The following is a 16,761-nucleotide window of genomic DNA, read 5'->3' as shown; positions in this document are numbered from 1 at the left end:
TTTTTACCTCACTAGACTTAGAGGGATTATTTGTCTCTTTTCATTATGCTATAGAAGCATCTGTGATACTGACACTCCCCATGTGGTTGATATTCATTTTCTATCTCCACAACTCCTTCCTGCAGCTACCTGATAAATTCCATCAGTTCTTTAAAATTATCTTCTTTTAATGAAAAAGGGTCGCTGATTAATGGTAATCTTTTGATGCTACTATCAACATAGTCACATAAATATTTGAGACTTTTTGCGTTTTTTTCGATTATATTGTTGACAACATAAGTCATTTGACTCGTGTCATATTTTTTCAAATTATGATTATCTACATATTCATAGTATTCTCGCTGACACCATGGGCTCATTGACCCTATTATGATTCTATTATTACAATTATTAAATATAGTCTCTGTTTCATAGTTTAATTCTTCCATGTCTATAACAAACCAGGCTTTCTCAGTATTCATCAGACTACTGATAGCATTAATATCCTCACTAAGGATATACTTAACGCCTTTATATTCATAAGCTAATAAATCACCTATCAAAATCTGCTTTACTCCCACCATACTTAATAATTGGCTGTGTTTACTTAACTCAATATAAATCACTTTCTGACCAAGCACTGAGTGAAGAAAATTTGCAAGTGACAAACACAGGTGGGTGACACCAACATTAGCTGAAACACCGACTACACAAAGCTTTTTGTTTTCGAATCGATTTTTTATTTTGTTATTGTTGCGTAGTAATAGAATCTTTTTCATTTTTAAAAATCGCTGAAAAAACATTTTCCTCATCCTTTGAAATATCTAAACTTTTGACTATAGGATACCTGTAGACCTTCTTTTTTAGGGTCTTTGCCAACAAGATACTGCTGATTTTGTCTGTGAAATTAGTTACGACATAAACACTGTCGTTTTTTATCCACTCAGGCATATCATCTTCCTGTTGCCACGGTGCTCCTCCGGTAACATAAATCACAATATCCGTTCCCATCGGAATGTTTTTATTTGTCCCGCAGTCAATTACATATAAACCCTTTGGAGGATTTTGATCTTCTACTGCCTCTCCATACTCGAACAGGCCCTTGAAGTTATCGTGGTATAAGATCCCCTGCTGTAGCTTGGTATTCTTTAGATTCATCCAAAGTCTTCGTACTGTGTCTTTTTCGTTATCCCTGTAATAGCAGTCAATTTTCCTTTTATTGAAAAACTGGCATAAGGATATGGCTATACGTGTCGTACCTATGGCAGGACTTCCGCCAATTACTGCGATTCTCTTTTCGAGATGCTTCTCTCCGACTTTATCATTAACTCGATTTTTCTGTAGACGCTCTAGCAGTTCTTTCAGTTCTGTGATTGAGCCAATTCTTTTATTAATATCTGCTTCTGTAGCACAGTCTACAATCTGTTTTATTTTAAAATCATCGTTTGCATAACTATTAATTTGCATGAAACCAATAACCTTACCAACACCATAAACATCACAACGCTCATCAAGATATTCACCTTCCAATTGTTCAGGCGCTGCCCAGCCTTTAGTACCTAGCGGCTTTGCGTTATTGGCTTCAGACTTTCTTACAGATATGCCAAAATCTATCAGCCTAATTGCATCCCCTTCCATAAAAACGTGTTCAGGCTTCATATCCCTGTATAGCACAGGCTCACTCCCTGCCGTATGTAAGGTTTCTACAATTTTACAAAGCTCTACTGCTATGTATATAAGCTTTTCAGTTGTTAATTTGGTTTCTAACAAATACTCCCGTAGAGAAATTCCCTCTACATATTCTTCAACCAAATATATAATTTCTTCTGTATCTTCTACTTCAAAAATTGTGGGTATTTGGGATGATTTTATCCCTTGTAAAAGATTTGATTCGGATAGGATGCTGTATGCATCGGGATGAGCCTTGTGAATAGCCTTGAGAATCCTCAATGCTCCTATCGGTTTATAACGGACAAGTAAAACTGCGGTAGCTGCTGTCTGTTGCAGTATTCGAATTACTTCGTACTTGTCTTCAATACCTTTTGGTATCATAAACTTGCGCTCCTTCCTTTCGGAAAAAGCATCTCGCGGATAATTTTATATCACAGATAAAATTATATTGCAACCCCTAATTTGAAAATATTAATTTTTCAATAATGTTCTCTTTATAAAATTTTTAGATTTTTCTCACTATTTTTATGGATAGTTTCCTTTACTTTCCGATATAATATATATATAATAGTCGAACAAGAAATGTTCCAGCATCTTTTTCGATTCGGGAGGTGATTTTATGAAGATTGAAAAAATCAACGAGAACCAAATCAGATGCACTCTTTCTAGAGAAGATTTAATTAGCCGCCACATTAAGCTATCAGAGCTTGCCTATGGCTCAACCAAGGCACGTGAGCTTTTCAGAGAGCTTATGGAGCAGGCTTCATACCAGTACGGTTTCGAAGCGGAAGACATTCCACTTATGATAGAGGCAATACCGCTTTCATCAGAATCCATTGTACTTTTAGTTACAAAAGTTGAGAGTCCAGACGAGCTTGATACTCGTTTCTCTCGTTTCTCAGAATGTGACGATGATTACGATGACGATGATGTGGATGCTACAGATGCTCCTATTAAGCCATTTAACGAGGCAGCTGCCGACGATATTCTTAATATCTTCAACAGCTTAATCGAAAAGGCACAGGAAGCAATAAAAGCTTCACCAGAGAAAGCTGCAGCCAAGGGCTTGCCAGTAGACATTACAAAGATGTTCGTTTTTGATAATCTTGAAGATGTGCTTAAGCTTTCCGGTGTACTTGCTACTTTCTACAAAGGAAAGAATTCTCTTTATAAGAGTCCATTTGATAACAGATACTATCTTGTAGTTAGCAAATCAGATGATACTGCAGAAAACTACAATAAAGTATGCAACATTTTATCTGAATACAGCGACCAGCAAAACTTCGTAGTTGGTACAGACGCATATATGTCAGAGCACTATGAGACAATGGTCAAAGGAAATGCAATTCAGTCGCTGGCATTAATTTAACATCTAAAAATCCTGTTACATTAACAAGCATAATGATTTCTGCGCTCAGCATAGAAAGCTTCGCTTAAGAAATATTATAGCTTGTTAATTACAGGATTTTTTTATTATAAAAAAAAGTGCCGCCGCAGCGACACTTTCTTTAATCGTATTTGATTAGCCCTGTGAAATAGCACCTGTTGGGCAAACACCAGCGCATGTACCGCACTCTACACAAGCTCCCTCATCGATCTGGAACTGTGAATCGCCCTGTGAGATTGCTCCTACTGGACACTCAGGCTCGCATGTACCGCATGATACGCATGAATCAGAAATAACGTATGCCATAATTAAAATCCTCCTTAAAAATCTAATCAATAAATTTTATCAATTAGTCAACTGATGAATACATCATACATCTAAATTGTGTCTAAATCAAGAACAGAATTGTATTTTTAGAAATACCTATAAAATCAAGGCTTACCGTTGTTCAGTTCAACTAACCAGCGTTGATTGTAGCGAACAACTTTGATAATTGTGTACACAACTTGGTGGTAATTGATGTTGCACAATTGATTGAAGCATGGTATCATTTGTTAGAATTTTTTACGAAAGGAAGGATTATAAAATGGCAAGAGTTTCTAAGGCAACTATGATTGGCGAGCTTCTTCAGATTGATGCTGATGTAGCTCCTATTTTACTTAATATCGGCATGCACTGTCTCGGATGCCCATCATCTCAGATGGAAACAATCGAGGAGGCAGCTATGGTACACGGTATCGATGCTGATGATCTTGTAGAAGAGATCAACACATTCCTTGATAGCAAGGCATAATACGCATATAAAAAAGAGCTAGTATTTCACTAGCTCTTTTTTGTTTGCTTATATTCATTTTATTCTTCTCTATTATGATACTGACTTCTATCTCGATTTGCGAAACGAGTGTATTCTGGGAGCCATGTAAGCTCTATAGTTCCGATAGGACCGTTACGCTGTTTAGCAACGATGATTTCCGAAACACCCTTCATCTCTGAGTCGTGGTTATAGTAATCATCACGGTAGATGAACATAACCACGTCCGCATCCTGCTCAATAGCTCCGGATTCACGAAGATCCGAAAGCATAGGTCTGTGATCAGGTCTCTGCTCAACGGCACGGGAAAGCTGTGAAAGCGCAATAACAGGTACGTTAAGCTCACGGGCTAATGCCTTAAGAGAACGAGAGATATCTGAAATTTCCTGCTGTCTACTCTCTGACTTTCCAGAACCAGACATCAACTGTAAGTAGTCGATGATGATAATGGAAAGCCCAAATTCCATCTTATACTTACGACATTTACTACGCATCTGGCTAATAGAAATACCAGGGGTATCATCAATAATAAGCTTAGAATTACCGATTTTTCCGGCACCCTCGATAAGGTTCTCCCAATCTGCTTCCTGGAGATTACCGGTACGGAGCTTTTGGGCGTCTACTCTTGATTCAAGAGCAAACATACGATTTACCAGCTGCTCCTTTGACATTTCCAAAGAGAATATGGCTGCGCAAAGATTCTCTCGAAGGGTAATGTGCTGTGCAAGGTTAAGTACGAAGGCTGTCTTACCCATTGAAGGACGCGCCGCAATAAGAATAAGATCTGATGGCTGCAAGCCTGCTGTCTGACGGTCCAAGTCAATGAATCCTGTAGGAATACCAGTAACAGCACCCTTCTGCTTTGACGCCTGATCAATCTTAGCGATTGCGTTCATAACAACCTGCTTAATTGGTACGTAGTCAGTCTCACCACGATTTTGAACAAGTGAAAAGATATCCTTTTCTGTCTGATTCAGGATAGTATCAACCTCTTCTGTACCTTCAAAGCACATGTTTTCAATATTCTGATTAACCTTGATAATGTTTCTAAGCAACGCCTTATCTTTTACGATATTGGCATAGCTTTTTGCATTAACAGTAGTAGGAACTCCAAGTACCAGCTCCTGAATATATTCAAGAGATGCTATCTCAGGTGAAACGCCCTTTTCCTTGAGCTTATTCTGCAAGGTAACCTCGTCTACCGGCTCGCCTGCATTATAAAGCTCTACAATTGCCTCAAATAAAATGCCATACTGCTGGTGATAGAAATCGTCTTTTAGAAGGATTTCAGAACACTCCACAATCACGTCTCGGTCAACAATCATTGAACCGATAACAGACTGCTCAGCCTCCAATGAGTTCGGCATTTGTCTGCGAATTACATCATCCATAACAATTAATTTTCCCCTAATTATTTACCCTCTGAAACGTGAACTCTAAGAGTTGCTGTAACCTGTGGATGAAGCTTAACCTTTACTTCATAGGTTCCAAGTGCTCTGATTGGATCTTCAAGAACAATTTTCTTCTTGTCGATTTCCTTACCGTACTGCTTCTTTGTTGCTTCTGCAATTTCCTTTGTAGAAACAGAACCGAAGGTTCTTCCGCCTTCTCCGGTCTTGATGGTAGTCTCAACCTTCCAGTCTTCCATTTCCTTTGCGAAAGCCTGTGCTGCTTCAAGATTCTCCTGAGCAACCTTTTCATCATGTTTATTCTGAAGCTTTAAGTCGTTAAGTGCAGCATTTGTAGCCTCAATACCGAGCTTTTTTTTGAAAAGCATGTTGCGAGCATAGCCTTCGCTTACTTCGACAACCTCGCCCTTCTTTCCAAGTGACTTAACGTCCTGAAGTAATATTACCTTCATAGTTTGATTTCTCCTTCTTCTAGCATTTTATCAATAGTCTCTTCCAAATCCTTGCGAACCTCTTCTAAGGTACGGTTCTGGATCTGTGCGCCTGCAATATTTACATGACCACCGCCACCCAGGCGTGCCATGATGCTCTGAACGTCAATCTCATCGATTGAACGTGAGCTGATATAAATCTTATCCATAAATTTTGTAAGAACAAAAGAAGCCTTTATTCCTACGATATTAAGAAGCTCATTAGCTGCTTGTGCTGCAATAACAGTTGGTGATTCAATCTGACCATCTGGCTCACACTCCGAAATAGCAAATGCACCTCTGAAGGTAGATGCATGACGGACAACCTCAGCTCTGGCCTTATAGGTCTCCATATCCTCTCTGAGCATCTTACGAACTCGTGTAACCTCTGCACCGTTTCTCCTAAGGAAAGCGGCTGCTTCAAAGGTTCTAACACCAGTCTTTGTCATAAAGTTGTTGGTATCGATAAGGATACCAGCGTAAATACAATCAGCCTCTGTAGGGTTCAAAGTAATCTTCTCTGCGAAGTACTGAAGAACCTCAGCAATCATCTCGCTGGCTGATGAAGCGTATGGCTCGATGTAGGAAAGAATTGGATTTTCAATGGTTTCCTCCACCTGTCTATGATGATCAATTACTACGATATTTTTGTTCTTATATAGAAGTGCTGGGCACTCTACAATGCTTGGTCTGTTGGTATCAACTACCATTATAAGAGTATTGTCATTGCAAAGATTGATAGCCTGCTCACTGGTAATGAACATATCATTTGGATATTCTTCCTTCTCAGTGAAGCTTTCAACTACAGGTCTCATCGAACTTGTAATTGTATCAATAACAATGTTTACTGGCTTTCCGATTTCACGACCTGCACAATAAACACCAACGGATGCACCAAGACAGTCTGCATCGGAAAGATTGTGGCCCATAACGATGATTCTATCACGGGTCTCCATGATTTCGCGAAGCGCCTGTGCCTTTACACGGGCTTTAACACGAGTGGTTCGCTCTACTTCCTTACCGTGTGTTCCGTAGTAAGAAACGTTCTGACCATTTTTAATAACAACCTGACAACCACCACGTCCCAATGCCAAGTCGATAGCCATGTGTGCATACTGAGCATTCTGTGTATAACTGTCACTGCCAAGACCAACACCAATGCTGACGGTGATGTCTCTGTCATTTCCCATTTTTATAGAAGTAATATCTTCCACAAGTGAGAACTTATCCTCTTCAAAAGCTTCCAAATACTTGCGCTGGAAGGTAATTAAATACTTATCCTTTTCAAGACGACGTACAATAGCATCGCCCTCGCCAAAGTATTTGTTAATCTTTCTATCTAATAATGCAAGAAGCATTGAGCGCTTTGCATTTTCTACCTGATCAAAAACTTCGTCATAGTTATCGATGTAAAGGAGTGCCATGACCATTGCCTGGTCGTTAATCTTTGCCTTTGTTTCCTGAACATCCGTCTCATCAAAAAGAACTATTGCTACAAGACCATCTTCGCTACCATCTATATTTGCCAATATTCCACTTCCAGATAATGGCTCTGTCATATCAAGGCGTTGAAGGCTTGCAAGATATTTTCTCTCATTGTATTCAATATGCATATCAAAGGTATCATCCTTTGCATGCTCGATGCCTTCGCGAGTAATCTCTGGGAATATTGTGGTAATTGATTTATTGTAAGTTTTGTTTTTGTCAGCTAAGGCACGAAACTCTTCATTCATCCACATTACTTTTCCAGTAGAATCCAAAAGCACATAAGGAAGTCCGAAGTTTTTAAGTAGCTCCTTCTGAACAGTACCATAATGTACTGCATATTCAATTATCGTGTTTTTGAATGCTTTAAGATTGGCTTTGTAATACGCAAAGGCGACTATTGCATAAATCAGCACAAAAATAGTCATAAACACCGCTGCGCGAGTGTTTACAAAGCTCACTATGATACAGCCTATTATGAAAATAATAAGCATGTACAGAGGAAATCTTAGATAACGCTTTAATCGATTCCTATACTTTAACGCTTCCATTTGTTAATTCTCCCAAAATAAACGCTTGATATAAGCATAATTCAAACGTGACTATTCTCCATAATTATCTAGTATTATAACATATAATTTCTTATTTTAATCAATTATTAATCTAAGTATAGAATAATTATCCAAAAACCTTTTTGGCTATTTGTGCACCTTTTACATAGGGTTGTTAAAATACCGAAAGGTTTTTGTATTTTTTGGTTATTCTAACATTGTTCACAATTCCTTCATTTTTTATAATTCTTATTAGTTGATGGGGGTAACCCAAATTTAAAGTAATTCAAAAAGAGAGGATTTTTATTATGGCAGACATTCAATTAAAAAACATTAATAAGAAATACCCAAACGGCTTCCACGCTGTAAAGGATTTCAATCTTGACATTAAGGATCAGGAATTCATCATCTTCGTAGGTCCTTCAGGTTGTGGTAAGTCTACAACACTTCGTATGATCGCTGGTCTTGAGGAGATTTCTTCAGGTGAGCTTCTCATTGATGGAAAGCTTATGAACGACGTAGAGCCAAAGGACAGAGATATCGCAATGGTATTCCAGAACTACGCTCTTTATCCACATATGACTGTTTATGATAACATGGCATTCGGCCTTAAGCTCCGCAAGGTACCAAAGGACGAAATCGATAAGAAGGTACGTGAGGCAGCTAGAATCCTTGACCTTGAGAAGCTTCTTGACAGAAAGCCAAAGGCTCTTTCAGGTGGTCAGAGACAGCGTGTTGCTATGGGTCGTGCAATCGTTCGTAATCCTAAGGTATTCCTTATGGATGAGCCTCTTTCAAACCTTGATGCAAAGCTTCGTGTTCAGATGAGAACTGAGATTTCTAAGCTTCATGATTCACTTGGAGCAACAATGATCTACGTTACACACGATCAGACAGAGGCTATGACACTTGGTACAAGAATCGTAGTTATGAAGGACGGTGTTGTTCAGCAGATTGATACACCAGCTAACCTTTATCAGAAGCCATGCAACCTCTTCGTTGCTGGATTCATTGGATCACCTCAGATGAACTTCCTTGAGGGAACAGTAAGCGCTGATTGCACAACTATCCAGGTTAACGGCGCTAGCCTTCAGATTCCACCAGCAAAGTCAAAGGCTCTTAAGGAGAAGAACTATGGTGGTAAGGTAGTTATCCTTGGTATTCGTCCAGAGGATATCCACGATTCACAGATCTTCGTTGATACACAGGCTTCATCAGTTATCGAAGCTAAGATCTCTGTATACGAGCTTCTTGGTGCTGAGGTTTACTTATACTTCGATTATGCTGGAACTCAGGTTACAGCAAGAGTTGACCCACGTACAACAGCTAGAGGTGGCGACACAGTTAAGTTTGCTCTTGATATGGAGAAGGCTCACTTCTTCGATAAGGATACAGAGCTTACAATTGCTAACTAATCTATAGCGAATAAAAGCTTAATAGACTATAATTAGAGGTATCTTTTTGAAAGGTACCTCTTTTTTTATGGATTTTGAAGATAAGAAAAACAAACTATTAGATCAACTTAATAAGGCTACTGGCATTAATTTTGATATTACTGACTCTTCTTTGTCTGAAGACGAGATATTAAATAAGCTTAAAGAATTAGTTGTACACTTTAATGTTATAGATTCTAAAACAGGTTTGTACAGGCTCTTTCTATCAAAGGAATTAGCTTATTCTGATGCTCTTTCCTCTTTAAGCAGGTTTCATATTGATGAGGAACACCTTCGCCAGATATTCTATTTAGAGAGTCCTAATGAATATAACAAAGAAACCGTTTCTTTACTTAAAAGCTTACTTCCAGATTCAAAGGATGTTGTACTTGAGTTAGATTCTAAGCACTTAGCTTTAATTATTAATTTTGATACAGCGCCATCTTCAGAAGAGATTTTTCAAACTGCAAGTTCTTATCTTGATATGCTGGAGACCGAAGCCTTCACAGCCTTTAAGCTTAGCTATAGCAATGCTGTCCTGTCCTTTAAGGAGCTTCCTAACGCTTATAACGATGCTATTACTGCTATGGAGATCGGAAACACCTTCAATAGCCACGGAAGAATATACTGCTATGAGGATTTAGGTTTAGGACGATTACTTTATAATGTCCCACCATCAGAAATTAAAGCTTATTTAAATAAGCATATAAATGTCGATGTTTTATCACAGATTGATGAGGAAACCTTATCTCTTATAAATGCTTTCTTCGAGAATGATTTGTCACTTGCTGAGACAGCCAGACAGACCTTCATTCATAGAAATACTTTGATTTACAGACTTGATAAGTTTGCGGATTTGACTGGATATGATGTTAGAAAGTTTAGAGATGCCATCACTGTTAAGATTTCATTGATGTTATTTAACTATATAAAAGCACAATAAAAATGCGGCCTATGGCCGCATTTTTTATATCTATGCTATTCTTCTAGCACCATCGCCAATGTCTACTACGTAGAATTCAGCGTCTAAGTTGTATTTCTCTTTGTAAGCCTTGCCTACAACCTCTTTGAAGTTCTCTACAGCATCGTTCTCTACGATTGCTACTGTACAACCTCCGAAACCGCCGCCTGTAATACGTGCACCAATAACTCCTGGCACACTCCACTCTGTCTCTACAAGGAAATCAACCTCCTCGCAAGAAACCTCGTAATCATCACGAAGTGATACGTGGCTGGCATTCATAAGCTCACCAAACTTCTTGATATCGTTGTTGTTGAGAGCCTCTACAGCTGTGATTGTACGCTGATTCTCAGCTACAGCATGCTTAGCTCTTCTGTAGCAAACCTCATCCTTAATAGCGCTTCCGTACTTCTCAAACTCTTCGTTTGTAAGCTCACCAAGCTCCTTGATACCGCATACTGTTTGAAGATCCTTAAGAGCCTGTGAACTCTCATTTCTTCTGTCGTTATATGCGCTGTCTACAAGTGAATGCTTAACCTTTGAATTTGTGATAACAATCTTAGCATTTGGAAGCATAACTGATGCATACTTATATGATAAATCTGCACAGTCAAGGAAAATGGCGTGGTCTTTTTGTCCCATTGCAACCGCAAACTGGTCCATTATACCGCAATTACATCCATTGAAATTGTTCTCTGAATACTGTCCGATAAGGGCTAAATCAATCATTGACTTGTCTAAGTCAAACATATCGTTAAGCATTGTGCCTGTAAGTACCTCTAAAGAGGCAGATGATGAAAGGCCTGAACCGTTAGGAATATTGCCCCAAACCACCATTTCAAATCCTGATTTAATTTCTGCGCCCTTCTCTTTAAGAGCCCAAACAACACCAAGTGGATAGTTTGCCCAGTTGTATTCATCCTTGTTTGTAAGTTCATCAAGTGAGCTTTCGATCACTCCTACTCTTTCGATGTTTGCTGAATAAAGCTTAATTACCTTATCATCACGCTTTCTTGCTACTGCATATGTACCAATTGTAAGAGCGCATGGAAATACGTGTCCGCCGTTGTAATCAGTATGTTCGCCAATAAGGTTTACACGGCCTGGTGCGAAGTATGTGCGGATATCTCCACCCTCTCCGAACTTTTCTTCAAAGATAACTTTTAATTCTTTTTCGTTCATGATTATCCCCTGTAAATATCTCTCTTATTATATTTCTCCATTGCACTAAGCAACTTATCAGAAGGTGTGAATAATACTTTGAAATCGTTGCCTTTTGCCTCGCTGTGAGCCACTAAGATGTAATCTTTTAACTCTTCATTGTGGGCACTACAGTCGTATGTTTTTAACTTAACATGATCATACTTTAAAGATTCATTTGTTCCCATTGCAGCAACCATCTTTAATTGTGCAGATTCGACTGTTAAAAGCTCTTTCCTTTTTGAATTATCAATTATCTTTGCAATTGAAAGGCTTCCATTTGTATAATCATATTCATACTCTACATTTTTGTTATTCATAATTAAAAACAAATCAATTAGCATCATAACAACAAAAGCTATAAGGAATATGTACTTAAGATGGTTATCCATTACAGTAAATCCACCTAAGGTAACCAGACACATTGCCATTAATCCAAGCTTTCTTGTCTTATCCTGAGATGTTTCAAGAACCTTTACCGAGTCTTCTACAAAAGTGTCATTTGATTCAAACATAATTCGTCCCTCCATAATAAACAATTGTCGACCGCCATCTCTAAACAGCAGTCGACAATTATTATAGCTTAAATCCCCCTAAAACTAAAGGAAATCTGCATTTCTTTGCTATTATCGAGCATAAATTCTGGATGGGTTTTAGCACCCCATGTATCATCTCCTGCTACGCCCATCTGTGTACCCACTCTTACATGTGTAAAATGTGGATTTGGAAGCTCTGTTGGATGCTGTGCCTCATCTATTTCGTGCACAGTATATGGAAGGGCTGAAAATCCGAAATTTTCTGTAAGGAATAAAATTCCATCCCCCTTATCATCTGTAAGCTTGGCATATCTTACCTCCTGATGATTTCCACACTCCTGAGGAACAAGGTATTTAGCCATGTTATCCTCTACCTTATTAGAAAATACACCTACTTTGGCATGATTTCTATCGTTATATGTCTCCTGCGGTCCCTTTCCATACCATTCAAGGTTTGAAAGCTCCTTATCAAAAGCAAACGCCATTGAAAGCTCTGGGAGCTCACCAATGTCCGCAGACTTAGGAAGTTTTAAAGTACAGTCAACCATTCCGTCAGAATTAACGACATACTCCACCTTACAGGTTCCTGCTGGCTTGGTTGGAAGGTGATATGTGTAAACCACCTTTACCCTATCTTCAGAAGCCTCTACAACAGGTGCTTCATTAACTCCCTCGTCCATGATATTTGTTGCAAGATATTTGCTTGCAAGCTTCCACTGACCTGCTCTAAATGGTAGCTGATTAGCTAAATCATTCTCTGTCATTGGTCTCCAGAAGTTTGGAAGAACAAATCTCTTCAGCAGCTCTTTTCCATGATACTTGTATGAGCTTAAACCTCTCTGTCCAACAAATAATACTTCAAAATCCTCGCCCTTTACGCCAAGATTGTGGAAGCCCTGTGTAACCTCAAGAGACTTCTTCTCACCTCTCTCATAGATGAATCTGCCAACTGTAGCCTGTCCATACGCCACCTCATGGCCCTTTCTAGCCCAAAGAGTATCCTCTGAAAGCACAAAGGAAAGTGTTACCACGTACTCATTATCCCTTGGTAAATCAAGCTCTAAGCCATAATCTATTGACTGAAGTGGTGGACAGTCAATGGTAAGCTCTTCTTCTGCAATAAGCTCTCCAATCTTCTCTACTGTGAGAATTGCCGTGAACTCATTTGTATTTGTAAACAGATTTCTGTTCTCAATGTGAGCCTTACCATCTTCTATAGTAATCTTTATATTCTGGTAATCATACTTAACTTCCTGCATTTTAGGGCTAGGATGTCTACCCTTGCTATAGCAGATACCATCGCCTGAGAAGCTGCCATCATTAGGTCTATCGTCGAAATCTCCGCCGTAGCCCTCAAACTCTACGCCGTAGCAGTCCTTTTTTGTGATAGCCTGATCAATGTAATCCCAGATAAATCCACCCTGGAAACGAGGTTCTTCATAAGCAAGCTCAGTATACTTTGACATGGCTCCGCAGGAATTACCCATTGCATGCATATACTCGCAATTGATATAAGGCTTATCCTTGTGTTCCTGAAGCCATTTTTTGATGTTCTTTACATAAACATACATTGTAGATTCCATATCTGATAAATCTACACGTCTGTCATTAAACACACCTTCATAATGGACAAGTCTACCTCTATCGAGATTATGCAACATATCTTGCATCTTGCGTAAGTTCGTGCCGCCGTAGGACTCATTTCCTAATGACCATATCAAAATACATGGATGATTCTTGTCTCTCTGGAACATATTGTTAGCTCTATCGAGAACATTATCGGTAAACTCTGGTCTGTCACCAGGAACAGCATAGCTGTCATCTCTTACCTTAAGAATCTGAATAGGTGTCTGCCATGTTCCATGTGTTTCAAGGTTTGTCTCGTCTATTACGTACAATCCAAAGATATCGCACAACCTGTAGAAGATTGTCTGATTTGGATAATGGCTTGTACGAATAGCATTTATATTATTCTTCTTGATAGTAATAATATCCTGAAGAATTTCTCCCTCTGAAAGAACACGTCCTGTTGATGAAGAAAATTCGTGACGATTGACGCCCTTAAACACGATGCGCTTTCCGTTAATGTGCATCATGCCGTCCTTCATCTCGAATCTTCTAAAACCTACTTTTTCCTTCAAAACCTCAGCAAGACGACCTGTCTCACCGAAAACGTTAAGCTGTAAGTCGAAAAGAAATGGATGCTCAGCGCTCCAAAGCTTTGGCTCTCTAACGTGAAGTTCGAAATGGTTGCTACCTTCTGTTATGGTAATCTTGTTTAAAATCTCTACTTCATCATCTGATAAAGTCATCTGGATAAGTCCATCGCCTGTTGATTCCATATCGAGCACAAGAGTAGCATCCTTGTAGTCATCATCAAGGAGTGTCTGGATTCTGATATCTCTGATATGTGTAGCAGGAACGGTATATAAATATACCTCTCTAAAGATTCCTGAGAATCTAAAGAAATCCTGATCCTCACACCAGCTACCAGCTGTCCATTTGAATACCTGTACTGCCAGCTTGTTTTCACCATCTTTTATAAATGGTGTTAAATCAAACTCAGACGGAGTGAAGGAATCTTCACTATAACCTACATATTTTCCATTGAGCCAGAGTGCAAATCCGCTTTCCACGCCCTGAAATGATATATATACAGGCTGTCCCTTCATATAATCTGGAACAGTAAAGTATTTAACATAATTTCCTACTGGATTCTCCTCTGTAGGAATTTCCCCCGGTACAAGAGACTCGTGTCCATCCCATGGATATTGGGTGTTGACGTACATAATCTTGTCATAACCCTCCATTTGGATGTGTGCAGGGACTTTTATATCGTCCCAGCACTTGCAATCTCTATCCTCTTCATAAAAAGTCTTGTCACAGCACTCGTAGTTTTTAGCAAATTCAAACTTCCACATTCCATTCAGAGAATGCTTAAAATTGGATTTCTCACCATAAGCAAAATTCTCATTGTCGTAATACTCGTGGTCTGAGTGTGGAGCTAAGCGATTTTCTTGAAAAATTCTAGGGTCTTTAACAATTAAATAATTGAATTCAGCCATAGTTTTTCCCCTTATTTAACACTACCTGTGATACCTTCTGCAAACTGCTTCTGAAGTACAAAGAATACTACCATTGTTGGAAGTGAGCAGAATAATACTCCAAGCATTGTCATACCGTAGTCTACTGTGTAACCGCTTGAGATATTTGCGATGAACATAGGCATTGTCTGCGCTCTGTTGTCGCTCATTACTACCTTTGGCCACATATATGCATTCCATGCATTCATAAATGTAATAACCGCAGCTGCTGCATAGATTGACTTCTGAACTGGAACATACATCTTAAAGAAAATCTTCCATTCTGAAAGTCCATCAATACGAGCTGCTTCCATGATGTCAGGTGGAAAATTACGAGAATTCTGTCTGAACATCATAATCATGAATGGTGTTGAAATACCAGGTAAAATGAAAGCCCATACGGAATTTAAAAGCTTTGCCTTTGATACAAGTCCATATAAAGGAACCATTGTTGCAACAGCTGGAACCATCATAGCAAGAAGAAGTACTCCAAAAAGTCTATCCTTTCCCTTGTCATGGTAAAGCTCAAAACCGTAGCCTGCTATTGAACAAACAAAAAGTGTAAATACAGTCTGTACTATTGAGTAAAGGAATGAGTTTCCCATACTACTCCAAAGTGTGCCCTGCACTGCATTCTTTAAATGCTCAAAATTTACTAAAAGCTGATTTCCAAATACAATTGAGCCTCTTGCCACGTTTATAGATTCATTTGTGGCTGCTGCAATCATCCAATAAAGTGGAAATACTGAAATAAACGAGCAGATAATCAAAAATATGTATGTAGGAATTAGCCTACGTTGTACCATTGATCTATTCTTTTTCTTAGTCACGTGTATCACCTACTTTCAAATTGATGAATGCTAAGATAGCAACCATTACAAATACTACAAAGGACATAGCTGATGTGTATCCAAAGTTGCCAACACCCTGTCCAAATGCCTGATTGTAGATGTAATGTGACATTGTAATTGTTGAGTTTGCAGGACCACCGCTTGTAAGGTTAACTGACTCATCAAAGAGCTGTAATGTACCATTGATTGACATAATCGCTGTCATTACAATTGTTGGCTTAAGAAGTGGCACTGTAATGTTCCAGAATGTCTTCCAGCCATTTGCACCATCAATCTTTGCTGCCTCGTATACTGAATACTCAATATTCTGCAAGCCAGCAAGGTAAAACACCATATTGTAGCCTGTCCATCTCCAAATTAACGCGATAATAATTACCGCTCTGGCTGTACCTGCTGTTCCTAGGAAATTGATGTTTTCATGGGTAATACCAATGCCTTGAAGAATGGTATTGATAAGACCCTGTGTTGCAAACATTGATTTGAAAATCAAAGAATATGATACAAGGGATGTGGCACATGGTAAGAAGATACATGTTCTAAAAAATCCCTTGAATTTAAGGTCCTTGTTGTTAAGAAGCTGTGCTAAAAGAATAGCAAGCACCAACATTACTGGAACCTCTATTATTAAATAAAGGAATGTATTTTTCATTGATGTTTTGAAAATTACATCCTGTAGCATTCGAGAATAATTATATGTTAGTGGGTCTGCAAACTTGATGTTTACGCCCTTTCCTGTTTTAAATGATGTAATTAAAGCCTGTACGATTGGATAAAAACTCATTATAAAAATGAGAATTGTTGCTGGAGTAAGGAACAACCAGCCGGCTGCCAATTGTTTATTTGCAAGCGTCATTCCATGTTTTTTCTTATCCACTTTGGCATCCCCCTTCTTTAAAAAAGGGAAGTGGGCTAACCACTTCCCATACAATACAAT

The 16,761-nt window shown here is 38.8% G+C and carries 15 protein-coding genes; 4 read left to right on the top strand and 11 right to left on the bottom strand.

What is annotated here, in order from left to right:
• Positions 1 to 125 precede the first annotated feature (125 nt).
• Together BLP54_RS04830 and BLP54_RS04825 are read right to left on the bottom strand one after the other, a co-directional pair.
• The gene (locus BLP54_RS04830) at positions 126 to 758 is read right to left on the bottom strand and encodes a hypothetical protein (RefSeq protein WP_143001993.1); all 633 of its coding nucleotides are present in this window, start codon (positions 756 to 758) and stop codon (positions 126 to 128) included.
• Positions 727 to 2,031 carry a serine/threonine protein kinase gene (locus BLP54_RS04825; RefSeq protein WP_090167322.1) on the bottom strand — a complete coding sequence of 435 codons (1,305 nt, stop codon included), beginning with the start codon at positions 2,029 to 2,031 and terminating at the stop codon, positions 727 to 729. The genes BLP54_RS04830 and BLP54_RS04825 overlap by 32 nt, the downstream gene beginning before the upstream one ends.
• A 238-nt stretch (positions 2,032 to 2,269) precedes the next feature.
• Between BLP54_RS04825 and BLP54_RS04820 the strand changes: the two genes are divergently transcribed.
• Positions 2,270 to 3,019, top strand: a complete 750-nt coding sequence (locus tag BLP54_RS04820; protein WP_090167320.1) for an adaptor protein MecA — start codon at positions 2,270 to 2,272, stop codon at positions 3,017 to 3,019.
• Between the two features lie 153 nt (positions 3,020 to 3,172).
• On the opposite strand, the gene BLP54_RS04815 is transcribed toward BLP54_RS04820, so the two are convergent.
• Positions 3,173 to 3,343, bottom strand: coding sequence for a DUF362 domain-containing protein (locus tag BLP54_RS04815; RefSeq protein ID WP_072917003.1), 171 nt, complete (start codon positions 3,341 to 3,343; stop codon positions 3,173 to 3,175).
• A gap of 280 nt (positions 3,344 to 3,623) precedes the next feature.
• Between BLP54_RS04815 and BLP54_RS04810 the strand changes: the two genes are divergently transcribed.
• Positions 3,624 to 3,830: a DUF1858 domain-containing protein gene (locus BLP54_RS04810; protein ID WP_015550586.1), complete on the top strand. Its 207-nt coding sequence runs from the start codon at positions 3,624 to 3,626 to the stop codon at positions 3,828 to 3,830.
• A gap of 59 nt (positions 3,831 to 3,889) precedes the next feature.
• Here the strand turns inward: BLP54_RS04810 and dnaB are convergent, their stop codons facing one another.
• From dnaB to BLP54_RS04795, 3 genes are read right to left on the bottom strand one after another with little or no spacing between them, the layout of a single operon-like run.
• The gene (gene dnaB, locus BLP54_RS04805; protein WP_090167318.1) at positions 3,890 to 5,239 is read right to left on the bottom strand and encodes a replicative DNA helicase; all 1,350 of its coding nucleotides are present in this window, start codon (positions 5,237 to 5,239) and stop codon (positions 3,890 to 3,892) included.
• A gap of 20 nt (positions 5,240 to 5,259) precedes the next feature.
• Entirely contained in the window at positions 5,260 to 5,709 is a 450-nt protein-coding gene (rplI, locus tag BLP54_RS04800) for a 50S ribosomal protein L9 (RefSeq protein ID WP_090167316.1), read from the bottom strand.
• Complete coding sequence (locus tag BLP54_RS04795) at positions 5,706 to 7,763, bottom strand: GGDEF domain-containing protein (protein ID WP_090167314.1); 2,058 nt, start codon at positions 7,761 to 7,763, stop codon at positions 5,706 to 5,708. Before BLP54_RS04795 ends, rplI begins: the two co-directional genes overlap by 4 nt.
• Before the next feature lie 308 nt (positions 7,764 to 8,071).
• Between BLP54_RS04795 and BLP54_RS04790 the strand changes: the two genes are divergently transcribed.
• Together BLP54_RS04790 and BLP54_RS04785 are read left to right on the top strand one after the other, a co-directional pair.
• Positions 8,072 to 9,178: an ABC transporter ATP-binding protein gene (locus tag BLP54_RS04790; RefSeq protein ID WP_090167312.1), complete on the top strand. Its 1,107-nt coding sequence runs from the start codon at positions 8,072 to 8,074 to the stop codon at positions 9,176 to 9,178.
• Positions 9,179 to 9,245: 67 nt separating this feature from the next.
• A complete protein-coding gene (locus BLP54_RS04785) occupies positions 9,246 to 10,139 on the top strand; it encodes a PucR family transcriptional regulator (RefSeq protein ID WP_143001992.1) in 894 nt (297 codons plus the stop codon).
• A 30-nt stretch (positions 10,140 to 10,169) separates the two neighbouring features.
• Here BLP54_RS04785 and BLP54_RS04780 read toward each other — a convergent pair whose 3' ends face one another.
• The 5 genes from BLP54_RS04780 to BLP54_RS04760 all read right to left on the bottom strand — a co-directional run bounded on the left by BLP54_RS04780 (position 10,170) and on the right by BLP54_RS04760 (position 16,680).
• On the bottom strand, positions 10,170 to 11,339 hold the full coding sequence (locus BLP54_RS04780) for a galactokinase (RefSeq protein ID WP_090167308.1): 1,170 nt from the start codon (positions 11,337 to 11,339) through the stop codon (positions 10,170 to 10,172).
• Between the two features lie 2 nt (positions 11,340 to 11,341).
• Positions 11,342 to 11,872, bottom strand: coding sequence for a DUF6106 family protein (locus BLP54_RS04775; RefSeq protein WP_090167306.1), 531 nt, complete (start codon positions 11,870 to 11,872; stop codon positions 11,342 to 11,344).
• 68 nt (positions 11,873 to 11,940) lie between these two features.
• On the bottom strand, positions 11,941 to 14,958 hold the full coding sequence (locus tag BLP54_RS04770; protein ID WP_090167304.1) for a beta-galactosidase, LacZ type: 3,018 nt from the start codon (positions 14,956 to 14,958) through the stop codon (positions 11,941 to 11,943).
• An 11-nt stretch (positions 14,959 to 14,969) separates the two neighbouring features.
• Complete coding sequence (locus tag BLP54_RS04765; protein ID WP_090167492.1) at positions 14,970 to 15,782, bottom strand: carbohydrate ABC transporter permease; 813 nt, start codon at positions 15,780 to 15,782, stop codon at positions 14,970 to 14,972.
• Between the two features lie 16 nt (positions 15,783 to 15,798).
• Positions 15,799 to 16,680, bottom strand: coding sequence for a carbohydrate ABC transporter permease (locus tag BLP54_RS04760; RefSeq protein WP_176754478.1), 882 nt, complete (start codon positions 16,678 to 16,680; stop codon positions 15,799 to 15,801).
• Positions 16,681 to 16,761 lie beyond the last annotated feature (81 nt).

It is taken from the genome of Pseudobutyrivibrio sp. 49, assembly GCF_900100545.1.
Classification (GTDB): Bacteria; Bacillota; Clostridia; order Lachnospirales; family Lachnospiraceae; genus Pseudobutyrivibrio.
Note: the sequence above shows the minus strand (reverse complement) of the source record. Positions and strands in the feature narration are given on the sequence as shown.